14 protein-coding genes are annotated in these 16576 nt (G+C 65.0%); 11 read left to right on the top strand and 3 right to left on the bottom strand.

From position 1 onward, the window contains the following. Nucleotide 1 precedes the first annotated feature (1 nt). The 4 genes from K8U54_RS05175 to lpxC all read left to right on the top strand — a co-directional run bounded on the left by K8U54_RS05175 (nt 2) and on the right by lpxC (nt 4419). A complete protein-coding gene (locus tag K8U54_RS05175) occupies nt 2-856 on the top strand; it encodes a cell division protein FtsQ/DivIB (RefSeq protein ID WP_249909168.1) in 855 nt (284 codons plus the stop codon). 22 nt (nt 857-878) lie between these two features. After that, a complete protein-coding gene (ftsA, locus tag K8U54_RS05170) occupies nt 879-2126 on the top strand; it encodes a cell division protein FtsA (RefSeq protein WP_013792647.1) in 1248 nt (415 codons plus the stop codon). Nucleotides 2127-2204: 78 nt separating this feature from the next. Further along, nucleotides 2205-3395: a cell division protein FtsZ gene (ftsZ, locus tag K8U54_RS05165; RefSeq protein WP_070884231.1), complete on the top strand. Its 1191-nt coding sequence runs from the start codon at nt 2205-2207 to the stop codon at nt 3393-3395. A gap of 112 nt (nt 3396-3507) precedes the next feature. After that, on the top strand, nt 3508-4419 hold the full coding sequence (gene lpxC / locus K8U54_RS05160) for a UDP-3-O-acyl-N-acetylglucosamine deacetylase (RefSeq protein WP_249909167.1): 912 nt from the start codon (nt 3508-3510) through the stop codon (nt 4417-4419). A gap of 179 nt (nt 4420-4598) precedes the next feature. On the opposite strand, the gene K8U54_RS05155 is transcribed toward lpxC, so the two are convergent. After that, nucleotides 4599-5057, bottom strand: a complete 459-nt coding sequence (locus K8U54_RS05155) for a DUF721 domain-containing protein (protein ID WP_249909166.1) — start codon at nt 5055-5057, stop codon at nt 4599-4601. Nucleotides 5058-5144: 87 nt separating this feature from the next. Between K8U54_RS05155 and K8U54_RS05150 the strand changes: the two genes are divergently transcribed. From K8U54_RS05150 to K8U54_RS05120, 7 genes are all read left to right on the top strand, one after another. Then, nucleotides 5145-6071: a M23 family metallopeptidase gene (locus K8U54_RS05150; protein WP_249909165.1), complete on the top strand. Its 927-nt coding sequence runs from the start codon at nt 5145-5147 to the stop codon at nt 6069-6071. A gap of 168 nt (nt 6072-6239) precedes the next feature. Further along, complete coding sequence (gene secA / locus K8U54_RS05145; protein WP_070884227.1) at nt 6240-8975, top strand: preprotein translocase subunit SecA; 2736 nt, start codon at nt 6240-6242, stop codon at nt 8973-8975. Between the two features lie 170 nt (nt 8976-9145). Next, the gene (gene argJ / locus K8U54_RS05140) at nt 9146-10363 is read left to right on the top strand and encodes a bifunctional glutamate N-acetyltransferase/amino-acid acetyltransferase ArgJ (protein WP_249909164.1); all 1218 of its coding nucleotides are present in this window, start codon (nt 9146-9148) and stop codon (nt 10361-10363) included. Nucleotides 10364-10499: 136 nt separating this feature from the next. After that, nucleotides 10500-11132 carry a glutathione S-transferase family protein gene (locus tag K8U54_RS05135; RefSeq protein WP_249909163.1) on the top strand — a complete coding sequence of 211 codons (633 nt, stop codon included), beginning with the start codon at nt 10500-10502 and terminating at the stop codon, nt 11130-11132. Beyond that, nucleotides 11129-12070 carry a Nudix family hydrolase gene (locus K8U54_RS05130; protein ID WP_249909162.1) on the top strand — a complete coding sequence of 314 codons (942 nt, stop codon included), beginning with the start codon at nt 11129-11131 and terminating at the stop codon, nt 12068-12070. The genes K8U54_RS05135 and K8U54_RS05130 overlap by 4 nt, the downstream gene beginning before the upstream one ends. 69 nt (nt 12071-12139) lie before the next feature. Further along, nucleotides 12140-13069 carry an AEC family transporter gene (locus tag K8U54_RS05125; RefSeq protein ID WP_249909161.1) on the top strand — a complete coding sequence of 310 codons (930 nt, stop codon included), beginning with the start codon at nt 12140-12142 and terminating at the stop codon, nt 13067-13069. A gap of 22 nt (nt 13070-13091) precedes the next feature. Next, nucleotides 13092-13976 (top strand): RluA family pseudouridine synthase, encoded by an 885-nt coding sequence (locus K8U54_RS05120; RefSeq protein ID WP_249909160.1) that lies wholly within the window; start codon nt 13092-13094, stop codon nt 13974-13976. Here the strand turns inward: K8U54_RS05120 and K8U54_RS05115 are convergent. Then, a complete protein-coding gene (locus K8U54_RS05115) occupies nt 13966-14541 on the bottom strand; it encodes a cob(I)yrinic acid a,c-diamide adenosyltransferase (protein WP_249909159.1) in 576 nt (191 codons plus the stop codon). The genes K8U54_RS05120 and K8U54_RS05115 overlap by 11 nt on opposite strands. Nucleotides 14542-14555: 14 nt before the next feature. Further along, a complete protein-coding gene (locus K8U54_RS05110; RefSeq protein ID WP_249909158.1) occupies nt 14556-16559 on the bottom strand; it encodes a HAMP domain-containing sensor histidine kinase in 2004 nt (667 codons plus the stop codon). Between the last annotated feature and the right edge of the window lie 17 nt (nt 16560-16576).

Genomic DNA, 16576 nt, shown 5'->3' with positions numbered 1-16576 from the left:
CATGGGCGCCGTCCTTCGTCATCAGCCAGGTTCAGGCGCGCCGGTACGCGGCAAGGCCGTGCCGCGTGGCGCCAGCCGCCTGGTGGCCAAGGAGCCGATCAGCGTGCGTTTGCCGCGGCCGAATTTCAGCCTGCTCAAGCGCCTGAGCTGGCCGGTGATGCTGCTGGTGCTGGGCTTCGCCGCCTATGAACTGTCGCTGCGGCTGCTGCCCTACGCCGACCGGCCGATCGCCAAGATCAGCGTGGAAGGCGACCTGAGCTACATCAGCCAGCAATCGGTACAGCAACGCATTGAACCTTTTGTCAGTGCGAGCTTCTTCAGTGTCGACCTTGTCGGTATGCGCCACGAGCTGGAGCAGATGCCATGGATCGCCCACGCCGAAGTTCGCCGGGTGTGGCCCGATCAGGTGATGGTGCGCCTGGAAGAGCAATTGCCGATCGCCCGCTGGGGCAACGAGGCGCTGCTCAACAACCAGGGCCAGGCGTTCGCGCCCAAGGAACTGGCGCATTACGAGAACTTGCCGCAACTGGACGGCCCGAAGCGGGCCCAGCAACAAGTGATGCAGCAGTATCAGGTGCTGAGCCAGATGCTGCGCCCAATGGGATTCACCGTGGCACGCCTGGAGCTGCGTGAGCGTGGTAGCTGGTTCCTGTCCACGGGGCAGGGGATCGAAGTGCTGCTGGGGCGCGACCATCTGGTGGAAAAAATACGTCGTTTCGGTGCCATCTACAGCAAGGCGCTGAAGGATCAGAAAGACAATATCGCGCGGGTCGATCTGCGCTACGCCAACGGCCTGGCCGTCGCGTGGCGCGAGCCGCCGGCACCGGTAGCGGTCGACACCGCTGCGGCGCAGTGAATCAGGAGAGAAGGCAAGAGTCATGGCAAACGTGCAGAGCGGCAAGATGATCGTCGGTCTCGACATCGGTACCTCCAAGGTGGTGGCGCTGGTGGGCGAAGTGACGGCCGATGGCCAACTGGAAATCGTCGGCATCGGCACCCACCCATCGCGCGGCCTGAAGAAGGGTGTGGTGGTCAATATCGAGTCCACCGTGGCGTCGATCCAGCGCGCAGTGGAAGAGGCCCAGCTGATGGCGGGCTGCCGCATTCACTCGGCATTCGTCGGCGTGGCCGGCAACCACATCCGCAGCCTGAACAGCCACGGCATCGTCGCCATCCGCGACCGCGAAGTCAGCAGCGCTGACCTGGAGCGGGTACTGGATGCTGCCCAGGCCGTCGCCATTCCGGCCGACCAGCGCGTGCTGCATACCCTGCCGCAGGACTACGTGATCGATAACCAGGAAGGCGTACGCGAGCCCTTGGGCATGTCCGGCGTACGCCTGGAAGCCAAGGTGCACGTGGTGACCTGCGCGGTGAACGCGGCGCAGAACATCGAGAAGTGCGTGCGCCGTTGCGGCCTGGAAGTCGACGACATCATTCTCGAGCAACTGGCTTCCGCCTACGCGGTACTGACCGACGACGAGAAGGAGCTGGGCGTGTGCCTGGTCGACATCGGCGGCGGCACCACCGACATCTGCATCTTCACCGAAGGCGCGATTCGCCACACCGCGGTGATCCCGATCGCCGGCGACCAGGTCACCAACGACATCGCCATGGCGCTGCGTACTCCGACCCAGTACGCCGAGGAGATCAAGATCCGTTACGCCTGCGCCCTGGCCAAGCTGGCCGGCGCCGGCGAAACCATCAAGGTGCCGAGCGTCGGTGATCGTCCGCCGCGCGACCTGTCGCGCCAGTCCCTGGCCGAAGTGGTCGAGCCGCGTTACGACGAGCTGTTCACCCTGATCCAGGCCGAACTGCGGCGCAGCGGCTACGAGGACCTGATCCCGGCGGGCATCGTGCTCACCGGTGGTACGGCGAAGATGGAAGGTGCGGTCGAGCTGGCCGAGGAAATCTTCCACATGCCGGTGCGCCTCGGTGTGCCCCACAGCGTCAAGGGGCTCAGCGACGTGGTCCGCAACCCGATTTACTCGACGGGCGTCGGCCTGTTGATGTATGGCCTGCGCAAGCAGTCCGACGACATCCCGATGCCTGGCAATGGTGGGTACGGTGATGAAACCAAGGCACCGGTTCTGGAGCGGCTCAAGCGCTGGATCCAGGGCAATTTCTAATGTGGGCGACGCGGCACGGGCGTGTGCGGCGTCACCGGCAGTAGGCGTTAAAAAACTAGAAAATACAGGAGAGAGACCATGTTTGAACTCGTAGACAACCTTCCGCAGAGCGCGGTCATCAAGGTTATCGGTGTCGGTGGTGGCGGCGGCAACGCAGTCAACCATATGGCCAAGAGCAACATCGAAGGCGTCGAATTCATCTGCGCCAACACCGATGCTCAGGCACTGAAGAACATCGGCGCGCGTACCGTGCTGCAGCTCGGTACCGGCGTCACCAAGGGGCTCGGCGCCGGCGCCAACCCGGAAGTCGGCCGTCAGGCGGCCATCGAGGACCGTGAGCGCATCGCCGAAGTGCTGCAGGGCTGCGACATGGTGTTCATCACCACCGGCATGGGCGGCGGTACCGGTACCGGTGCGGCGCCCGTGATCGCCGAAGTGGCCAAGGAGCTGGGCATCCTCACCGTTGCGGTGGTGACCCGTCCGTTCCCGTTCGAAGGCCGCAAGCGCATGCAGATCGCCGACGAAGGCATCCGCGCGCTGCAGGAAAGCGTCGACTCGCTGATCACCATCCCCAACGAGAAGCTGCTGACCATCCTCGGCAAGGACGCCAGCCTGCTGTCCGCCTTCTCCAAGGCCGACGACGTGCTGAGCGGTGCCGTGCGCGGTATCTCTGACATCATCAAGCGTCCGGGCATGATCAACGTCGACTTCGCCGACGTGAAGACCGTGATGAGCGAAATGGGCATGGCGATGATGGGTACCGGCTGCGCCAGCGGTCCGAACCGTGCGCGTGAAGCCACCGAAGCGGCCATTCGCAACCCGCTGCTCGAAGACGTCAACCTGCAGGGCGCCCGCGGCATCCTGGTCAACATCACCGCCGGTCCTGACCTGTCCCTGGGTGAGTACTCCGACGTGGGTAACATCATCGAACAATTCGCTTCCGAGCACGCCACCGTCAAGGTCGGCACCGTGATCGATCCGGACATGCGCGACGAGCTGCACGTGACCGTGGTCGCCACCGGTCTCGGCGCGCGCATGGAGAAACCGGTCAAGGTGGTCGACAACACCGTTCAGGTCGCCGCTGCCCAGCCCGTCGCGCCGGTAGCGGCTCCGGCTCGCGCCGAGCAGAACGTCAACTACAAGGACTACGAGCGCCCGACCGTCCAGCGCCAGAGCCATGGTGGCGCAGCCACCGCGGCGAAAATGAATCCGCAGGACGATTTGGATTACCTGGACATTCCGGCCTTCCTGCGTCGTCAGGCGGATTAATGAAATCTATCAGGAGCATGAAGGTGATTGGTGTTCAGCAAAGGTCGGTTCTGCTATTATCGCCAGCCTTTGTTGAAAACAATTCGCACCTAGCGTAATAGCGGCCAGACCCATGATCAGACAACGCACCCTGAAGAACATCATCCGCGCCACGGGTATCGGCCTGCACTCCGGGGAGAAGGTTTACCTGACCCTGAAGCCGGCTCCGGTGGATACCGGCATCGTGTTCCGTCGTACCGACCTCGACCCTGTGGTGGAGGTGAGGGGGCACGCCCTGAACGTCGGTGAGACCACCATGTCGACCACCCTGGTCAATGGTGATGTCAAGGTGGATACGGTAGAGCATCTGCTTTCGGCCATGGCTGGCCTGGGCATCGATAACGCCTACGTCGAGCTCTCCGCCTGTGAAGTGCCGATCATGGATGGCAGTGCGGGTCCCTTTGTTTTCCTGATTCAGTCGGCTGGTCTGCAAGAGCAGGACGCCCCCAAGAAGTTCATCCGCATCACCCGTGAAGTGACCGTGACGGACGGCGACAAGCGCGCCACCTTCGTGCCGTTCGAGGGCTTCAAGGTAAGTTTCGAGATCGATTTCGATCACCCGGTATTCCACGACCGCACCAAGACCGCGAGTGTTGATTTCTCCAGCACCTCGTTCGTCAAGGAAGTCAGCCGTGCCCGCACCTTCGGTTTCATGCGTGATATCGAATTCCTGCGCTCGCACAACCTGGCGCGCGGCGGCAGTGTGGACAATGCCATCGTGGTGGACGAAGACGGCGTGCTCAACGAAGACGGCCTGCGTTACGAGGACGAATTCGTCAGGCACAAGATTCTCGATGCGATCGGTGACCTCTATCTGCTCGGCAACAGCCTGATCGGTGAGTTCCGCGGCTACAAATCCGGCCATGGCCTGAACAACCGTCTGCTGCGTGCCTTGATCGCACAGCCGGATGCTTGGGAAGTGGTGACGTTCGAAGACGCCGACACTGCTCCGATCTCTTACATGCGCCCGGCTGCGGCGGTGTAAGGCACTCTCTCCTAGTTTTATCCCTTTCAAGGCCACCTTCGGGTGGCCTTTTTTTATTTCCTCCCCAGGCTCCCGACAGACGGGCGGCAGCTAGCAACGCCGCGCCGGGCAAGGGCGATGCATGTAAAGGCGTCATTTTTCTGGCGACAGTCGTTGGAGAACCTAACGGGCTGACCGCTTTACGAATCGCTGCGGCGGCGATGATTGGCGAGGCGTTCCAGGGCGGCCTTAAGACGCGGGTCACTGACCCCTTCGGCGGTTTCCTGGATGCTGTCGGCGGCGCTGTCGGAGAGCTCGAAGGGGCGTGGCGCCTCGGGTTTCTCGCCGCTGCGAGGTTGCACCTTGAAGAGGATTTTCGTTAAGGTCGCGAACGTTTCCAGCGCCTGCAACTGCCTTTGCAGGCGTTTTTGCTGATAACGCAGCCGGGTGGCCCAGTGGCCGTCGGTGACGATCAGCAGCAGACAGCCTTCTCGCCACGATGCCACGCGACAGTGTTCACGGGCGGCAGGCTGCAGCTGGCTTTCCACCACCTGTTGCAGGTGGTCGAGGCGTTGAGCCTGATTGAACAGGGCTTTCAGCGGCTTCGCCTCGCGCAGGAGCGCGGCGGGCGCCTTGGCCGGCAAGGGACGAAAACTCATGGCAGGAAGCCTGCGACTTTTGGGGCCGTCATGGTAGCAGAACCTCTGCTGCCCGCTCGGGTTCCACTTTTTTCAGATGGGGATGTCATGCACATCATTTTGCTCAGCCGGCGCCATGGCGCCGCGCGCTCGCTCAGCCTCGACCTGCGCTGGCTGCTGGCCGGCCTGCTGCTCTTGACCGCGCTGGCGGTGGGCGGCGGTGCGGCGCTGGGCGCCTGGATGGCACCGCAATCGGTGCCGGTACTGGACAGCGCCGTGGTCAGCCAGGCACTCGATGCCCAGCGCGACGAAGTCGGCGCGGTGCGGGTCGACGCCCAGCGCCAACTCGATGCCTTTGCCGCCCATGTCGCCGAGCTGCAGGCGCGCCTGACCCGCCTCGACGCCTTGGGCGAGCGGCTTACCGAACTGGCCGAACTGGACGCCAGCGAATTCGATTTCTCCCTGGGCGTGGGGCAGGGCGGGCCCGAAGAACCCCTGGGCGGGGCGGCCTATGCGCCGCCACCGTTCATGAGCACGCTCGACGAGCTGGCCCTGCGCATGGACAGCCGCGAGCAGCAGCTCGAGGTGCTCGAACAACTGCTGGCCGACCGCCGCCTCGACGAGGCGGCCATGCTGTCCGGCCACCCGGTACTGCAGGGCTACGTATCCTCACCGTTCGGCCGGCGCGTCGACCCGCTGACCGGGCGCATCAGCGTCCACAAGGGCGTGGACTTCGCCGCCAAGGCGGGCAGCGACGTGGTGGCGGTCGGCGCCGGTGTGGTGACCTTCGCCGGACGCCGCAACGGCTATGGCAACACGGTGGAAATCAGCCACGCCGATGGCTACGTGACCCTCTACGCCCACAACCGCAGCAACACCGTGCAGGTCGGTGATCTGGTCCAGCGCGGCCAGGCCATCGCCACGGTCGGCAGCACCGGGCGCTCGACCGGCAACCACGTGCACTTCGAAGTCAGCCGCAACGGCGAGCTGGTCAATCCGCACAGCTACATCGCCCGCGTCAGCGACGAGCCCTGACCGGGCCGGCCGAGGCCGGCTCGCGCCCTGCCGATGGCCCTGTGCCAATCGCGCTGCTTTCTTCAATTCCGTTTCCGGGTAGAATGCCCCCTTCGCACGCAGCCATACGGGCTGCATGGGCGACTCACGGGGCCGCCCTCCATTCATAGCGTGGAAGATCCTGTCGATATGTTTGCGCCTTTGTTGAAAAAACTCTTTGGAAGCAAGAACGAGCGTGAAGTCAAACGCATGCTCAAGGCGGTTCAGGCCGTCAATGCATTCGAGGAGCAGATGCTCGCGCTCTCCGATGAGCAACTGCGTGCCAAGACCGAAGAATTCAAGGCCCGCCTGGCCAAAGGCGAAACCCTGGATCAACTGCTGCCCGAAGCCTTTGCCGTCGCCCGCGAGGCGGGCAAGCGCGTCATGGGCATGCGCCACTTCGACGTCCAGCTGATCGGCGGCATGACCCTGCACGAAGGCAAGATCGCCGAGATGCGTACCGGTGAGGGCAAGACCCTGGTCGGCACCCTGGCCGTCTACCTCAACGCCCTGGAAGGCAAGGGCGTGCACGTGGTCACGGTCAACGACTACCTGGCCCGCCGCGACGCCAACTGGATGCGCCCACTGTACGAATTCCTCGGCCTGTCGGTAGGTATCGTCACGCCGTTCATGCCGCCGGAAGAGAAGCGCGCCGCCTATGCCGCCGACATCACCTACGGCACCAACAACGAATTCGGCTTCGATTACCTGCGCGACAACATGGCCTTCAGCCTGGACGAGAAATTCCAGCGCGAGCTGAATTTCGCGGTGATCGACGAAGTCGACTCGATCCTTATCGACGAAGCCCGTACCCCGCTGATCATCTCCGGTCAGGCTGAAGACAGCTCGAAGATGTACACCGAGATCAACCGCCTGATTCCTCGCCTCAAGCAGCATATCGAGGAAGAAGAGGGCGTGGTCACCCAGCAAGGCCATTACAAGGTCGACGAGAAGAGCCGCCAGGTCGAGCTCAACGAAGACGGCCATCAGGTCATCGAGGACATGCTCACCCAGGCCGGTCTGCTGGCCGAGGGCGAGAGCCTCTATTCGGCACACAACCTGGGCCTGCTGACCCACGTCTATGCCGGCCTGCGCGCCCACACCCTGTTCCACCGCAACGTCGAGTACATCGTGCAGAACGGCCAGGTCATCCTGATCGACGAGCACACCGGGCGTACCATGCAGGGCCGTCGCCTGTCCGAAGGCCTGCACCAGGCCATCGAAGCGAAGGAAGGCGTGCAGATCCAGGCCGAAAGCCAGACCCTGGCCTCGACCACCTTCCAGAACTACTTCCGTCTCTACACCAAGCTGGCCGGCATGACCGGTACCGCGGACACCGAAGCCTTCGAATTCCACCAGATCTACGGTCTGGACGTGATGGTCATTCCGACCAACAAGCCGATCGCCCGTAAGGACTTCAACGACCTGGTCTACCTGACCCAGGAAGAGAAATACGCCGCGATCATCAACGACATCAAGGAATGCCAGGCCCAGGGCCGCCCGATTCTGGTCGGCACCGCGACCATCGAGACCTCCGAGTACATGTCGCGCCTGCTCGAGCAGGAAGGCATCGAGCACAAGGTGCTCAACGCCAAGTTCCACGAGAAGGAAGCCGAGATCATCGCCCAGGCCGGTCGCCCCGGTGCGCTGACCATCGCCACCAACATGGCCGGTCGGGGTACCGACATCCTGCTCGGCGGCAACTGGGAAGTGGAAGTCGCGGCCCTGGAGAACCCCACCGACGAGCAGGTCGCGCAGATCAAGGCCGACTGGCAGAAACGTCACCAGCAGGTACTGGAGGCCGGCGGTCTGCACGTGATCGCCTCCGAGCGTCACGAGTCGCGGCGTATCGACAACCAGCTGCGTGGCCGTGCCGGTCGCCAGGGCGATGCCGGTTCCAGCCGCTTCTACCTGTCGCTGGAAGACAGCCTGATGCGCATCTTCGCCTCCGACCGCGTGAAGAACTTCATGAAGGCCCTGGGCATGCAGCCCGGCGAAGCCATCGAGCACCGCATGGTGACCAACGCCATCGAGAAGGCGCAGCGCAAGGTCGAAGGCCGCAACTTCGACATGCGCAAGCAACTGCTCGAATACGATGACGTGGCCAACGAGCAGCGCAAGGTCATCTACCACATGCGCAACACCCTGCTGGCCGCCGACAACGTGGGCGAGACCATCGAGGACTTCCGCAAGGAAGTGCTGGACAGCACCATCGATGCCCACATGCCGCCGCAGTCGCTGCCCGAGCAGTGGGACATCGCCGGCCTGGAGGAGGCGATCTACGCGGGCTTCAACCTGCGCCTGCCGATCCAGCAGTGGCTCGACGAAGACGACAAACTGTACGAAGACACCCTGCGCGAGCGCATCCTCAAGGAACTGGTGGACGCCTACAACGAGAAGGAGACCCAGGCCAGCGCCGAAGCCCTGCGTACCTTCGAGAAGCAGATTCTGCTGCGCGTGCTCGACGACCTGTGGAAAGACCACCTGTCGACCATGGATCACCTGCGTCACGGTATCCACCTGCGTGGCTACGCGCAGAAGAACCCGAAGCAGGAGTACAAGCGCGAGTCCTTCACCCTGTTCCAGGAACTGCTGGATTCGATCAAGCGCGACGCCATTCGCGTGCTGTCCCACGTGCAGGTACGCCGCGAGGATCCGGCCGAGGAAGAGGCGCGGCTGCGCCGCGAGGCCGAAGCCATGGCCCAGCGCATGCAGTTCCAGCACGCCGAAGTGTCCGCGCTCGACGAGCCGGAAGCCGAAGGCCAGGAAGGCGATGTCGCCGTGGCGGCCGCCCCGGTACGCGCCGAACAGAAGATCGGCCGCAACGAGCTGTGCCCGTGCGGTTCCGGCAAGAAGTACAAGCACTGCCACGGTCAGGTCAACTGAGAACCTGGACACGACTAGCTGTGCGTCGGCCCTGCGGCGTCGAAAGCAGGGCCCTAGCTTGCAAGGTCGTGCCCAGGTTCTTGCTGAGCTGGCTGTAAATCCTAACGCCGCGAGGGTTCAGCCCTTCGCGGCGTTTTCGCATCGAACAACCTAATTCAAGGAGCTCTCCCATGGCTGTTGGTCTTGGCCCGCTGTCTACCCTGCATCCGGTTCCAGGTTTCGAGCTGGGCATCGCCTCTGCCGGCATCAAGCGCCCGGGGCGCAAGGATGTGGTGGTGATGCGCTGTGCCGAGGGCAGCAGCGTGGCCGGCGTGTTCACCCTCAACGCGTTCTGTGCCGCGCCGGTGATCCTGGCCAAGAAGCGCGCCTCCGGCAGCGTTCGCTACCTGCTGACCAACACCGGTAACGCCAATGCCGGCACCGGCGAGCCGGGCCTGCAGAACGCCATGCGTACCTGCGCCAGCCTGGCCGACCTGGCGGGTGTGGACGAAAGCGAAGTGCTGCCGTTCTCCACCGGCGTGATCGGTGAGCCGTTGCCCGTCGAGAAGATCGAAGGCGCCCTGCAGGCCGCGTTGGACAACCTCTCCGAGAACAACTGGGCCGATGCCGCCACCGGCATCATGACCACCGACACGCTGCCCAAGGGCGCCAGCCGCCAGTTCACCCACGAGGGCGTGACCGTCACCGTGACCGGCATCAGCAAGGGCGCGGGCATGATCAAGCCGAACATGGCCACCATGCTCGGCTACATCGCCACCGACGCCAAGGTCGCCCAGGGTGTGCTGCAGGATCTGCTGCGCGACGCCGCGAACAAGTCGTTCAACCGCATCACCATCGATGGCGACACCTCCACCAACGATTGCTGCATGCTGATCGCCACCGGCCAGGCAGCCCTGCCGGAAATCACCCAGGCCAGCGGTGCGCTGTTCGCCGCCCTGAAGCAGGCGGTGTTCGAGGTCTGCATGGAGGTGGCCCAGGCCATCGTGCGTGACGGTGAAGGCGCCACCAAGTTCGTCACCGTGCAGGTCAACGGCGGGGCAACGCACCAGGAGTGCCTGGACGTCGGCTACGCGGTGGCCCATTCGCCGCTGATCAAGACCGCGCTGTTCGCCTCCGACCCCAACTGGGGCCGCATCCTCGCTGCCGTGGGCCGTGCCGGCGTGGCGCAGCTGGATGTCAGCAAGATCGACGTGTTCCTGGGTGATGTGTGCATCGCCAGCAAGGGTTGCCGCGCCGCCACCTACACCGAGGAGCAGGGCGCCGCGGTGATGGCCGAAGAGGAAATCACCATCCGCATCGAGCTGGGCCGTGGCACCTGCAGCGAGACCATCTGGACCACCGACCTGTCCCACGAGTACGTGAAGATCAACGCCGAATACCGCACCTGATCCCCGTGCCGGTCGCCGACAGGGTGGCTGGCGCGTTCATTCCGCCCGCGCATGGCCCCATGAGCGAGCGGAATTTGCCTTGCCGGCAGCCAACGGTGAAGCTGTCGTTCTGTTCCTTCTGATCGCGGAGAAATAGATGTCGCTCGAATTGGTGATAGGCAACAAGAATTACTCGTCCTGGTCGCTGCGCGGCTGGCTGCTGGTCGAACTCAGCGGCGCGGCTTACCGGGAAACCCTGGTGCCGCTGTTTCGCGCCGACACCCACGCACGGCTGCTGGAGCATTCGCCGACCGCCAAGGTGCCGGTGCTCAAGACCGAGGATGCCGGGGTGATCTGGGATTCCCTGGCGATCGCCGAATACCTGGCCGAGCGCTTTCCCGACGTGGCCCTGTGGCCGCGTGACGTGGCTGCCCGCGCCATGGCCCGTTCGGTCTGCGCGGAGATGCACAGCGGTTTCGGTGCGCTGCGCAGCCACATGCCGATGGACATGCAGCGCCATGCACCGCTGGCCAGCGTGGCGGATGACGTCAAGCACGATATCCAGCGTATCGTCGCGCTATGGGCGGGCTGCCGCGAACGCTTCGGCCAGGGTGGTCCATACCTGTTCGGCCAGGTCAGTATCGCCGACGCCTATTTCGCTCCGGTCGCCAGCCGGCTGCGCAGCTACGGCGTGCAACTTCCGGCGGATGCAGCGGCCTACGTGGACACCATTTTTCAGTGGCCGGCGTTCCAGCGCTGGTTGCAGGCAGCCCTCGAGGAGAAAACGTGAAACGCGTGCATGTAGCGGCAGCGGTGATTCGTGGTGAAGACGGCCGGATCCTGATCGCCAAACGCCCCGATGACAAACACCAGGGCGGGCTCTGGGAGTTTCCCGGCGGCAAGGTCGAGGAGGGCGAGGCCGTACAAGTCGCGTTGTCACGCGAGCTGCACGAGGAACTGGCCATTACCGTGGAGGCGGCGCGGCCGCTGATCCAGGTACGCCACGACTACAGCGACAAGCAGGTGCTGCTGGATGTCTGGGAGGTCAGCCGCTTCGCTGGCGAACCCCACGGCGCCGAAGGCCAGCCGCTGGCGTGGGTCAGCCCACGGCAATTGGGCGACTACCAATTCCCTGCCGCCAACCGGCCGATCGTCGCGGCTGCGCGCCTGCCCGAGCATTACCTGATCACCCCGGAAGGGTTGGACGGTCCCGAGCTGCTTGCGGGTGTGCGTGCAGCGATTGCCAACGGCATTCGCCTGATCCAACTGCGCGCGCCGGCGATGTTCGACGCCCAGTATCGGGACATCGCCGTGGACGTGCAGGGACTCTGCGCCGGCAAGGCGCAGTTGATGCTCAAGGGCCCGTTGGAGTGGCTGGGTGACTTTCCCGCCGCTGGTTGGCACCTGACCGCCGAGCAACTGCGCAAGTACGCGAGCAAAGGTCGCCCGTTGCCGGCAGACCGCTGGCTGGCTGCTTCCTGCCACAGCGCTGAAGAGCTCGAACTGGCCACCCGGATCGGCGCCGATTTCGTCACCCTGTCGCCGTTGCAGGCCACCGAGAGCCATCCCGATGCCCAGCCACTGGGCTGGGAGCAGGCGAGCGAGTTGCTGCAGGGCTTCAATCAGCCCTGCTACCTGCTCGGTGGCGTGGCCCCGCAGCACTGCGAGCAGGCCTGGCAGGCAGGTGCCCAGGGCGTCGCCGGGATTCGCGCCTTCTGGCCCCGCTGAGCCTGCGCTTGTACGAGCACGCCGTAGCGCCTACCCTGCGGCGTCCCATTTGCGAGTGATCCACGGCCCATGGCCTCCGTTCTCAATGTCATCCTGCCGGTCTTCGCGCTGATCCTTGCGGGTTTTGCCTGCCGGCGCCTGGGCCTGCTGGGCGCTACCGCGGCCTCGGAGATCAACCGCATGGTGGTCTGGCTGTGCCTGCCGGCGCTGCTGTTCGAGGCGATGGCGACGGTGGTGTGGGACGAGATCTGGCAACCCGGTTTCATCCTCGCCTATGGCATCGCCACCCTGGGGCTCTTCGTGCTGGTGCTGCTGGTGACCCTGCGTCGTACCGGCAGCCTCGCCGACGCCAGCGTACGGGGGCTCAGTGCGTCCTACGCCAACACCGGCTATATGGGCATCCCGCTGTGCCTGCTGGTGTTCGGCGATGCCGGCATGGAGCCGGCGCTGATCGCCTGCCTGATCGTCATCTGCGTGCTGTTCGCCCTGGCGGTGGTGTGTATCGAGGTGGGCCTGCAGAACGAGAAGAGCGTGCTGGCGGCGGTGCGCAAGGTCAGTCTCGCCCTGCTCAACAACCCCATCGTCATGGCGCCGCTGCTCGGTGGCCTGTGGGCGGCGACCGCGCAGCCGCTGCCGGCGCCCCTGCACCAGTTTCTCAAGCTGCTCGCCGCCGCTACCGGGCCCTGCGCGCTCATCGCCCTTGGCTTGTTCCTGGCTGCAGAGCACGCAGGGCCGAAGCAGCGCGGTACCGGCCTGGTATTGATCAAGCTGGTCGCTCATCCGCTGATTACCTGGGTATTAGCCGTCTACGTGTTTCGCTTGCCGCCGATGTGGGCACACGCCGCGCTGCTGCTCAGCGCATTGCCGACCGGCACCGGGCCCTTCATGCTCGCCGAATTCTATCGCCGCGATGGCGCCGAGGTGTCGAGCACCATTCTGTTGTCGACGCTGGGCTCGCTGCTGACGCTGTCGCTCTGCCTTTATCTGATCGCGCCCTGAGCGCCGCACTTGGATTCTTCGTATGCCGCCATCCGCTCAGCCGACCCTGCGCCCCAGCACCCTGCACCTGCCGGCCGGCGACTGGGCGACGGTGCTCGACTGCCTGTGTGCGCACTTCCCGGCGATTCCACGGGACGTCTGGCTCGAGCGTATGGCCCGTGGTCGGGTGTTGGATGCCGAGGGCGCGCCGATGGGTGTCGATCACCCCTATCGGGTCGGCCTGCGCGTGCATTATTTCCGTGAGGTGCCCGCCGAGCCGACGATTCCCTTCGAGGAAGCCATTCTGCACCTCGACGAACACCTGCTGGTCGCCGACAAGCCGCATTTCCTGTCGGTGATGCCGGCCGGCGCCTATGTCGAGCAGACCCTGCTGGCGCGGCTGGTCAGGCGCACCGGCAATGCCGACCTGGTGCCCTTGCACCGCATCGACCGGCACACCGCCGGGCTGGTGCTGTTTTCCAGCAACCCGCGGACCCGCGGGCGTTACCAGGCGATGTTTCGCGAGCGCGCCATCGACAAGCGCTACGAGGCGCTGGCGGTGCCGTTGCCGGATCTGCAGTTTCCGTTGTTGCGCGAAACACGCTTCGAAGCGGGCGAGCCGTTCTTTCGCATGCGCGAGGTGCCAGGCGTGGCCAACACCCGCACGCGTATCGAGGTGATCGAGAAACGGGCCGAGCACTGGCTGTATGGCCTGGAGCCGGTGACCGGCAAGAAGCACCAGTTGCGCGTGCATATGGCAGCTCTGGGTGCGCCGATCCTAAACGATCCCTTCTATCCCGAGGTGAGCTGCGCCGAGGGTGAGCCCGACGACTACACGCGGCCGCTCAAGCTGCTGGCTCGCGGGTTGGCCTTCGATGACCCGCTGACCGGCGAGCGGCGCCGTTTCGAGAGCCGCCTCAGTCTTTGACGGCTGCCTGCCAGAGCACTTCGTCGATGCCCTGGCGCCTGGCGATCAGCCGGGCGGCCACGAACAGCAGGTCGGATAGCCGGTTGATATAGGCCAGTAGCTCGCCGCGCAGCGGCTCGATGGCATGCAGCTGGCCGCAGCGCCGTTCGGCGGTTCGGGCGCTGCTGCGGCACAGGTGGGCCTGGGCGATCAGCCTTGATCCGCCCGGCAGGATGAAGTTGGTCAGCGGGCCGACTTCCTCGTTCCAGCGGTCGATGGCCGCTTCCAGGCGCTCGATTTCGGCGCCCTGCAGCGCGTGGTACTCGGGCATAGCCAGCTCGCCGCCGAGGTCGAAGAGGCGGTGCTGACAGGGCGCGAGCACCTCGACCAGTTCGCCAAGCCCCGGGTGGTTCGCCTGCTGCTCGAGCAGGTCGGCGAGCAGCAGGCCGAGTTGGCTGTTCAGCGTGTCCACTTCGCCGATGGCTTCGATACGCGGGTGATCCTTGGCGACCCGGCGGCCGTCGGCCAGCCCGGTTTGCCCGGCATCGCCGGTGCGCGTGTAGATTTTCGAGAGTCGATAACCCATGGGGTCTCCGCTGATCAGCTGCCCACGCCCAGTGGCAGGCGCAGGGTGAAGCAGGTGCCCTGGCCGGTGCGCGAGTGCACCTCCATCTGGCCCTTGTGGTTGTTGGTGACGATGAAGTACGACACCGAAAGCCCCAGGCCGGTGCCCTGGCCGACTTCCTTGGTGGTGAAGAACGGCTCGAAGATGCGCTTGCGCACGGCTTCGGGGATGCCCACGCCGTTGTCCTCGACCTGCACTTCGGCCCAGGGCGGCGCCAGGCGGGTGCGCAGGATCAGCTTGCCGGGCTGGCTTTCGTCCTCGCGCAAGTGAATGGCCTGGGCCGCGTTCTTCAACAGGTTGAGCAGCACCTGCTCCAGTTCGTTGGCGATGCCGGGGATCGGCCCGAGCTGCGGGTCGAATTCGCGCTGGATCAGCAGGCTCTTGAAGTCGAAGCTTTCGGTCAGGTCGAAGTCGTTGCTGGCGATCTCCACTGCCTGGTCGATCAGCGCCGGCAACTGGCAGGGCGCCAGCTGGCGGTTGCTCAGGCGGCTAAAACTGAGCATGTGGGTGACGATCTTCGAGGCCCGTGCGCCGGCCTGCTGGATGCCGTCGAGCAGCATGGGAATTTCCCGGGCGGCCAGGTAGCGGTCGATGGCCGGCAGGCTGACCCCGGCCAGCTCGGCCTGCTCCTGGTTGCGTGGCAGCTCCGGCGACAGGCGCCGGCGGATGTTCTGCACGTTGTGCAGGATGGCGCCCAGGGGGTTGTTGATCTCGTGGGCCATGCCGGCCGCCAGGCCGCCGACGGAAAGCATCTTTTCGGACTGCACCATGACTTCTTCGAGGTTCAGGCGCTGGGTGATGTCGTCGATGCGGATCACCACGCCGCGGCCGATACTGCCGATCAGCGGGTAGAAGGTCAGGGCGTAGTGGTGGGGCTCGTCGTCGCGGATCCAGGTGACGCGCTCGATCTTCTCGACCCGGTGTTGCTCGGCGGTGCGCTTGAGCTTGGACAGGTACGGCTTGAGCAGCGGGAAGGCGAGAAACACCGGCTGGTTCACCGCCTCGTCGATGGAGGTGCCGGACAGCGCACTGGCCTCCTGATTCCACTGCGCCACGTAGAGCTGCTCGTCCAGGGCGATCAGCGCCGAGGGCATGGAGTCGATGATGCTGTTGAGGTAGTTCTGGAAACCGGTGAGCTTCTTCTCGATCTTGCTGCGCACCTGCACTTCGAGTTCCAGCTTGCGGTTCGACAGGCGGGTTTCCTCGGCCAGGCCGCGGGCCTGGTTGTAGGCTTCCTCGGAGTCGTCGCGGGCGCGCTTGAGCTGCTGCTCGCGGGCCTCGATGCGTTCGAGCATGGTGTTGAAGGCCTCGGCCAGGCTGCCGATTTCGTCGCGGTTGCCGCGCCGGGCGCGCAGCGAGTAGTTTTCCTCGCGGGTGACCTGGCGGGTGAGTTCTTCGAGGCGCTTGATCGGGCTGGTGACCAGGCGGCGGATCTGCCGCGCCACCAGCAGCCAGAGCACCAGGCTGAACAGCAGGATCACCAGGCTGGCGGTGACGGTACCGGTGTAGAAGGCGCCCGGCAGTTCGCTGGACGCGACCAGCAGCAGGTGGCCGGGCGGCGCCTCGCCCTGGGGCAGCTCGACCAGCTGGTTGGCGCGAAATTCGCCGATCCGCCAGTTGTCCAGCGCGTCGACCTGGGCGGGCAACTCGAGTTTCTCGCCGCGCTGCAGCTGCGCCATGCTGTTGCCGCCTGCATCGTAGATCACCGCCGCGCGCAGCGGTGCGTAGCCATCCAGGCGCTTGAGCAGTTCATGGGCCGCTTCGGGCGAGCTGAGGGCCTCGCGGCTCAGGGCCGGGGTGGCGATCAGCCGGCCGAGGGTCTGCAGCGCCTGGGGCGCGACGCTTTCCTGGGAGATCCAGTAGGCCGCGCTGATGAAGGTCGTGTTGGCCACCACCAGCACCGCCGTCAGCAGGACCAGCAGCGCCGCGAGCAGTTTTCGGCCAACGGGGAGATTCTTCAGGCGGTGGCGCAGGCGCATGGGCGTGTTTCGTGATG

This window comes from Pseudomonas fulva, assembly GCF_023517795.1.
Classification (GTDB): Bacteria; Pseudomonadota; Gammaproteobacteria; order Pseudomonadales; family Pseudomonadaceae; genus Aquipseudomonas; species Aquipseudomonas fulva_D.
The sequence above is the reverse complement of the archived record's forward strand: the minus strand, read 5'-3'. Positions and strand labels throughout refer to the sequence as shown.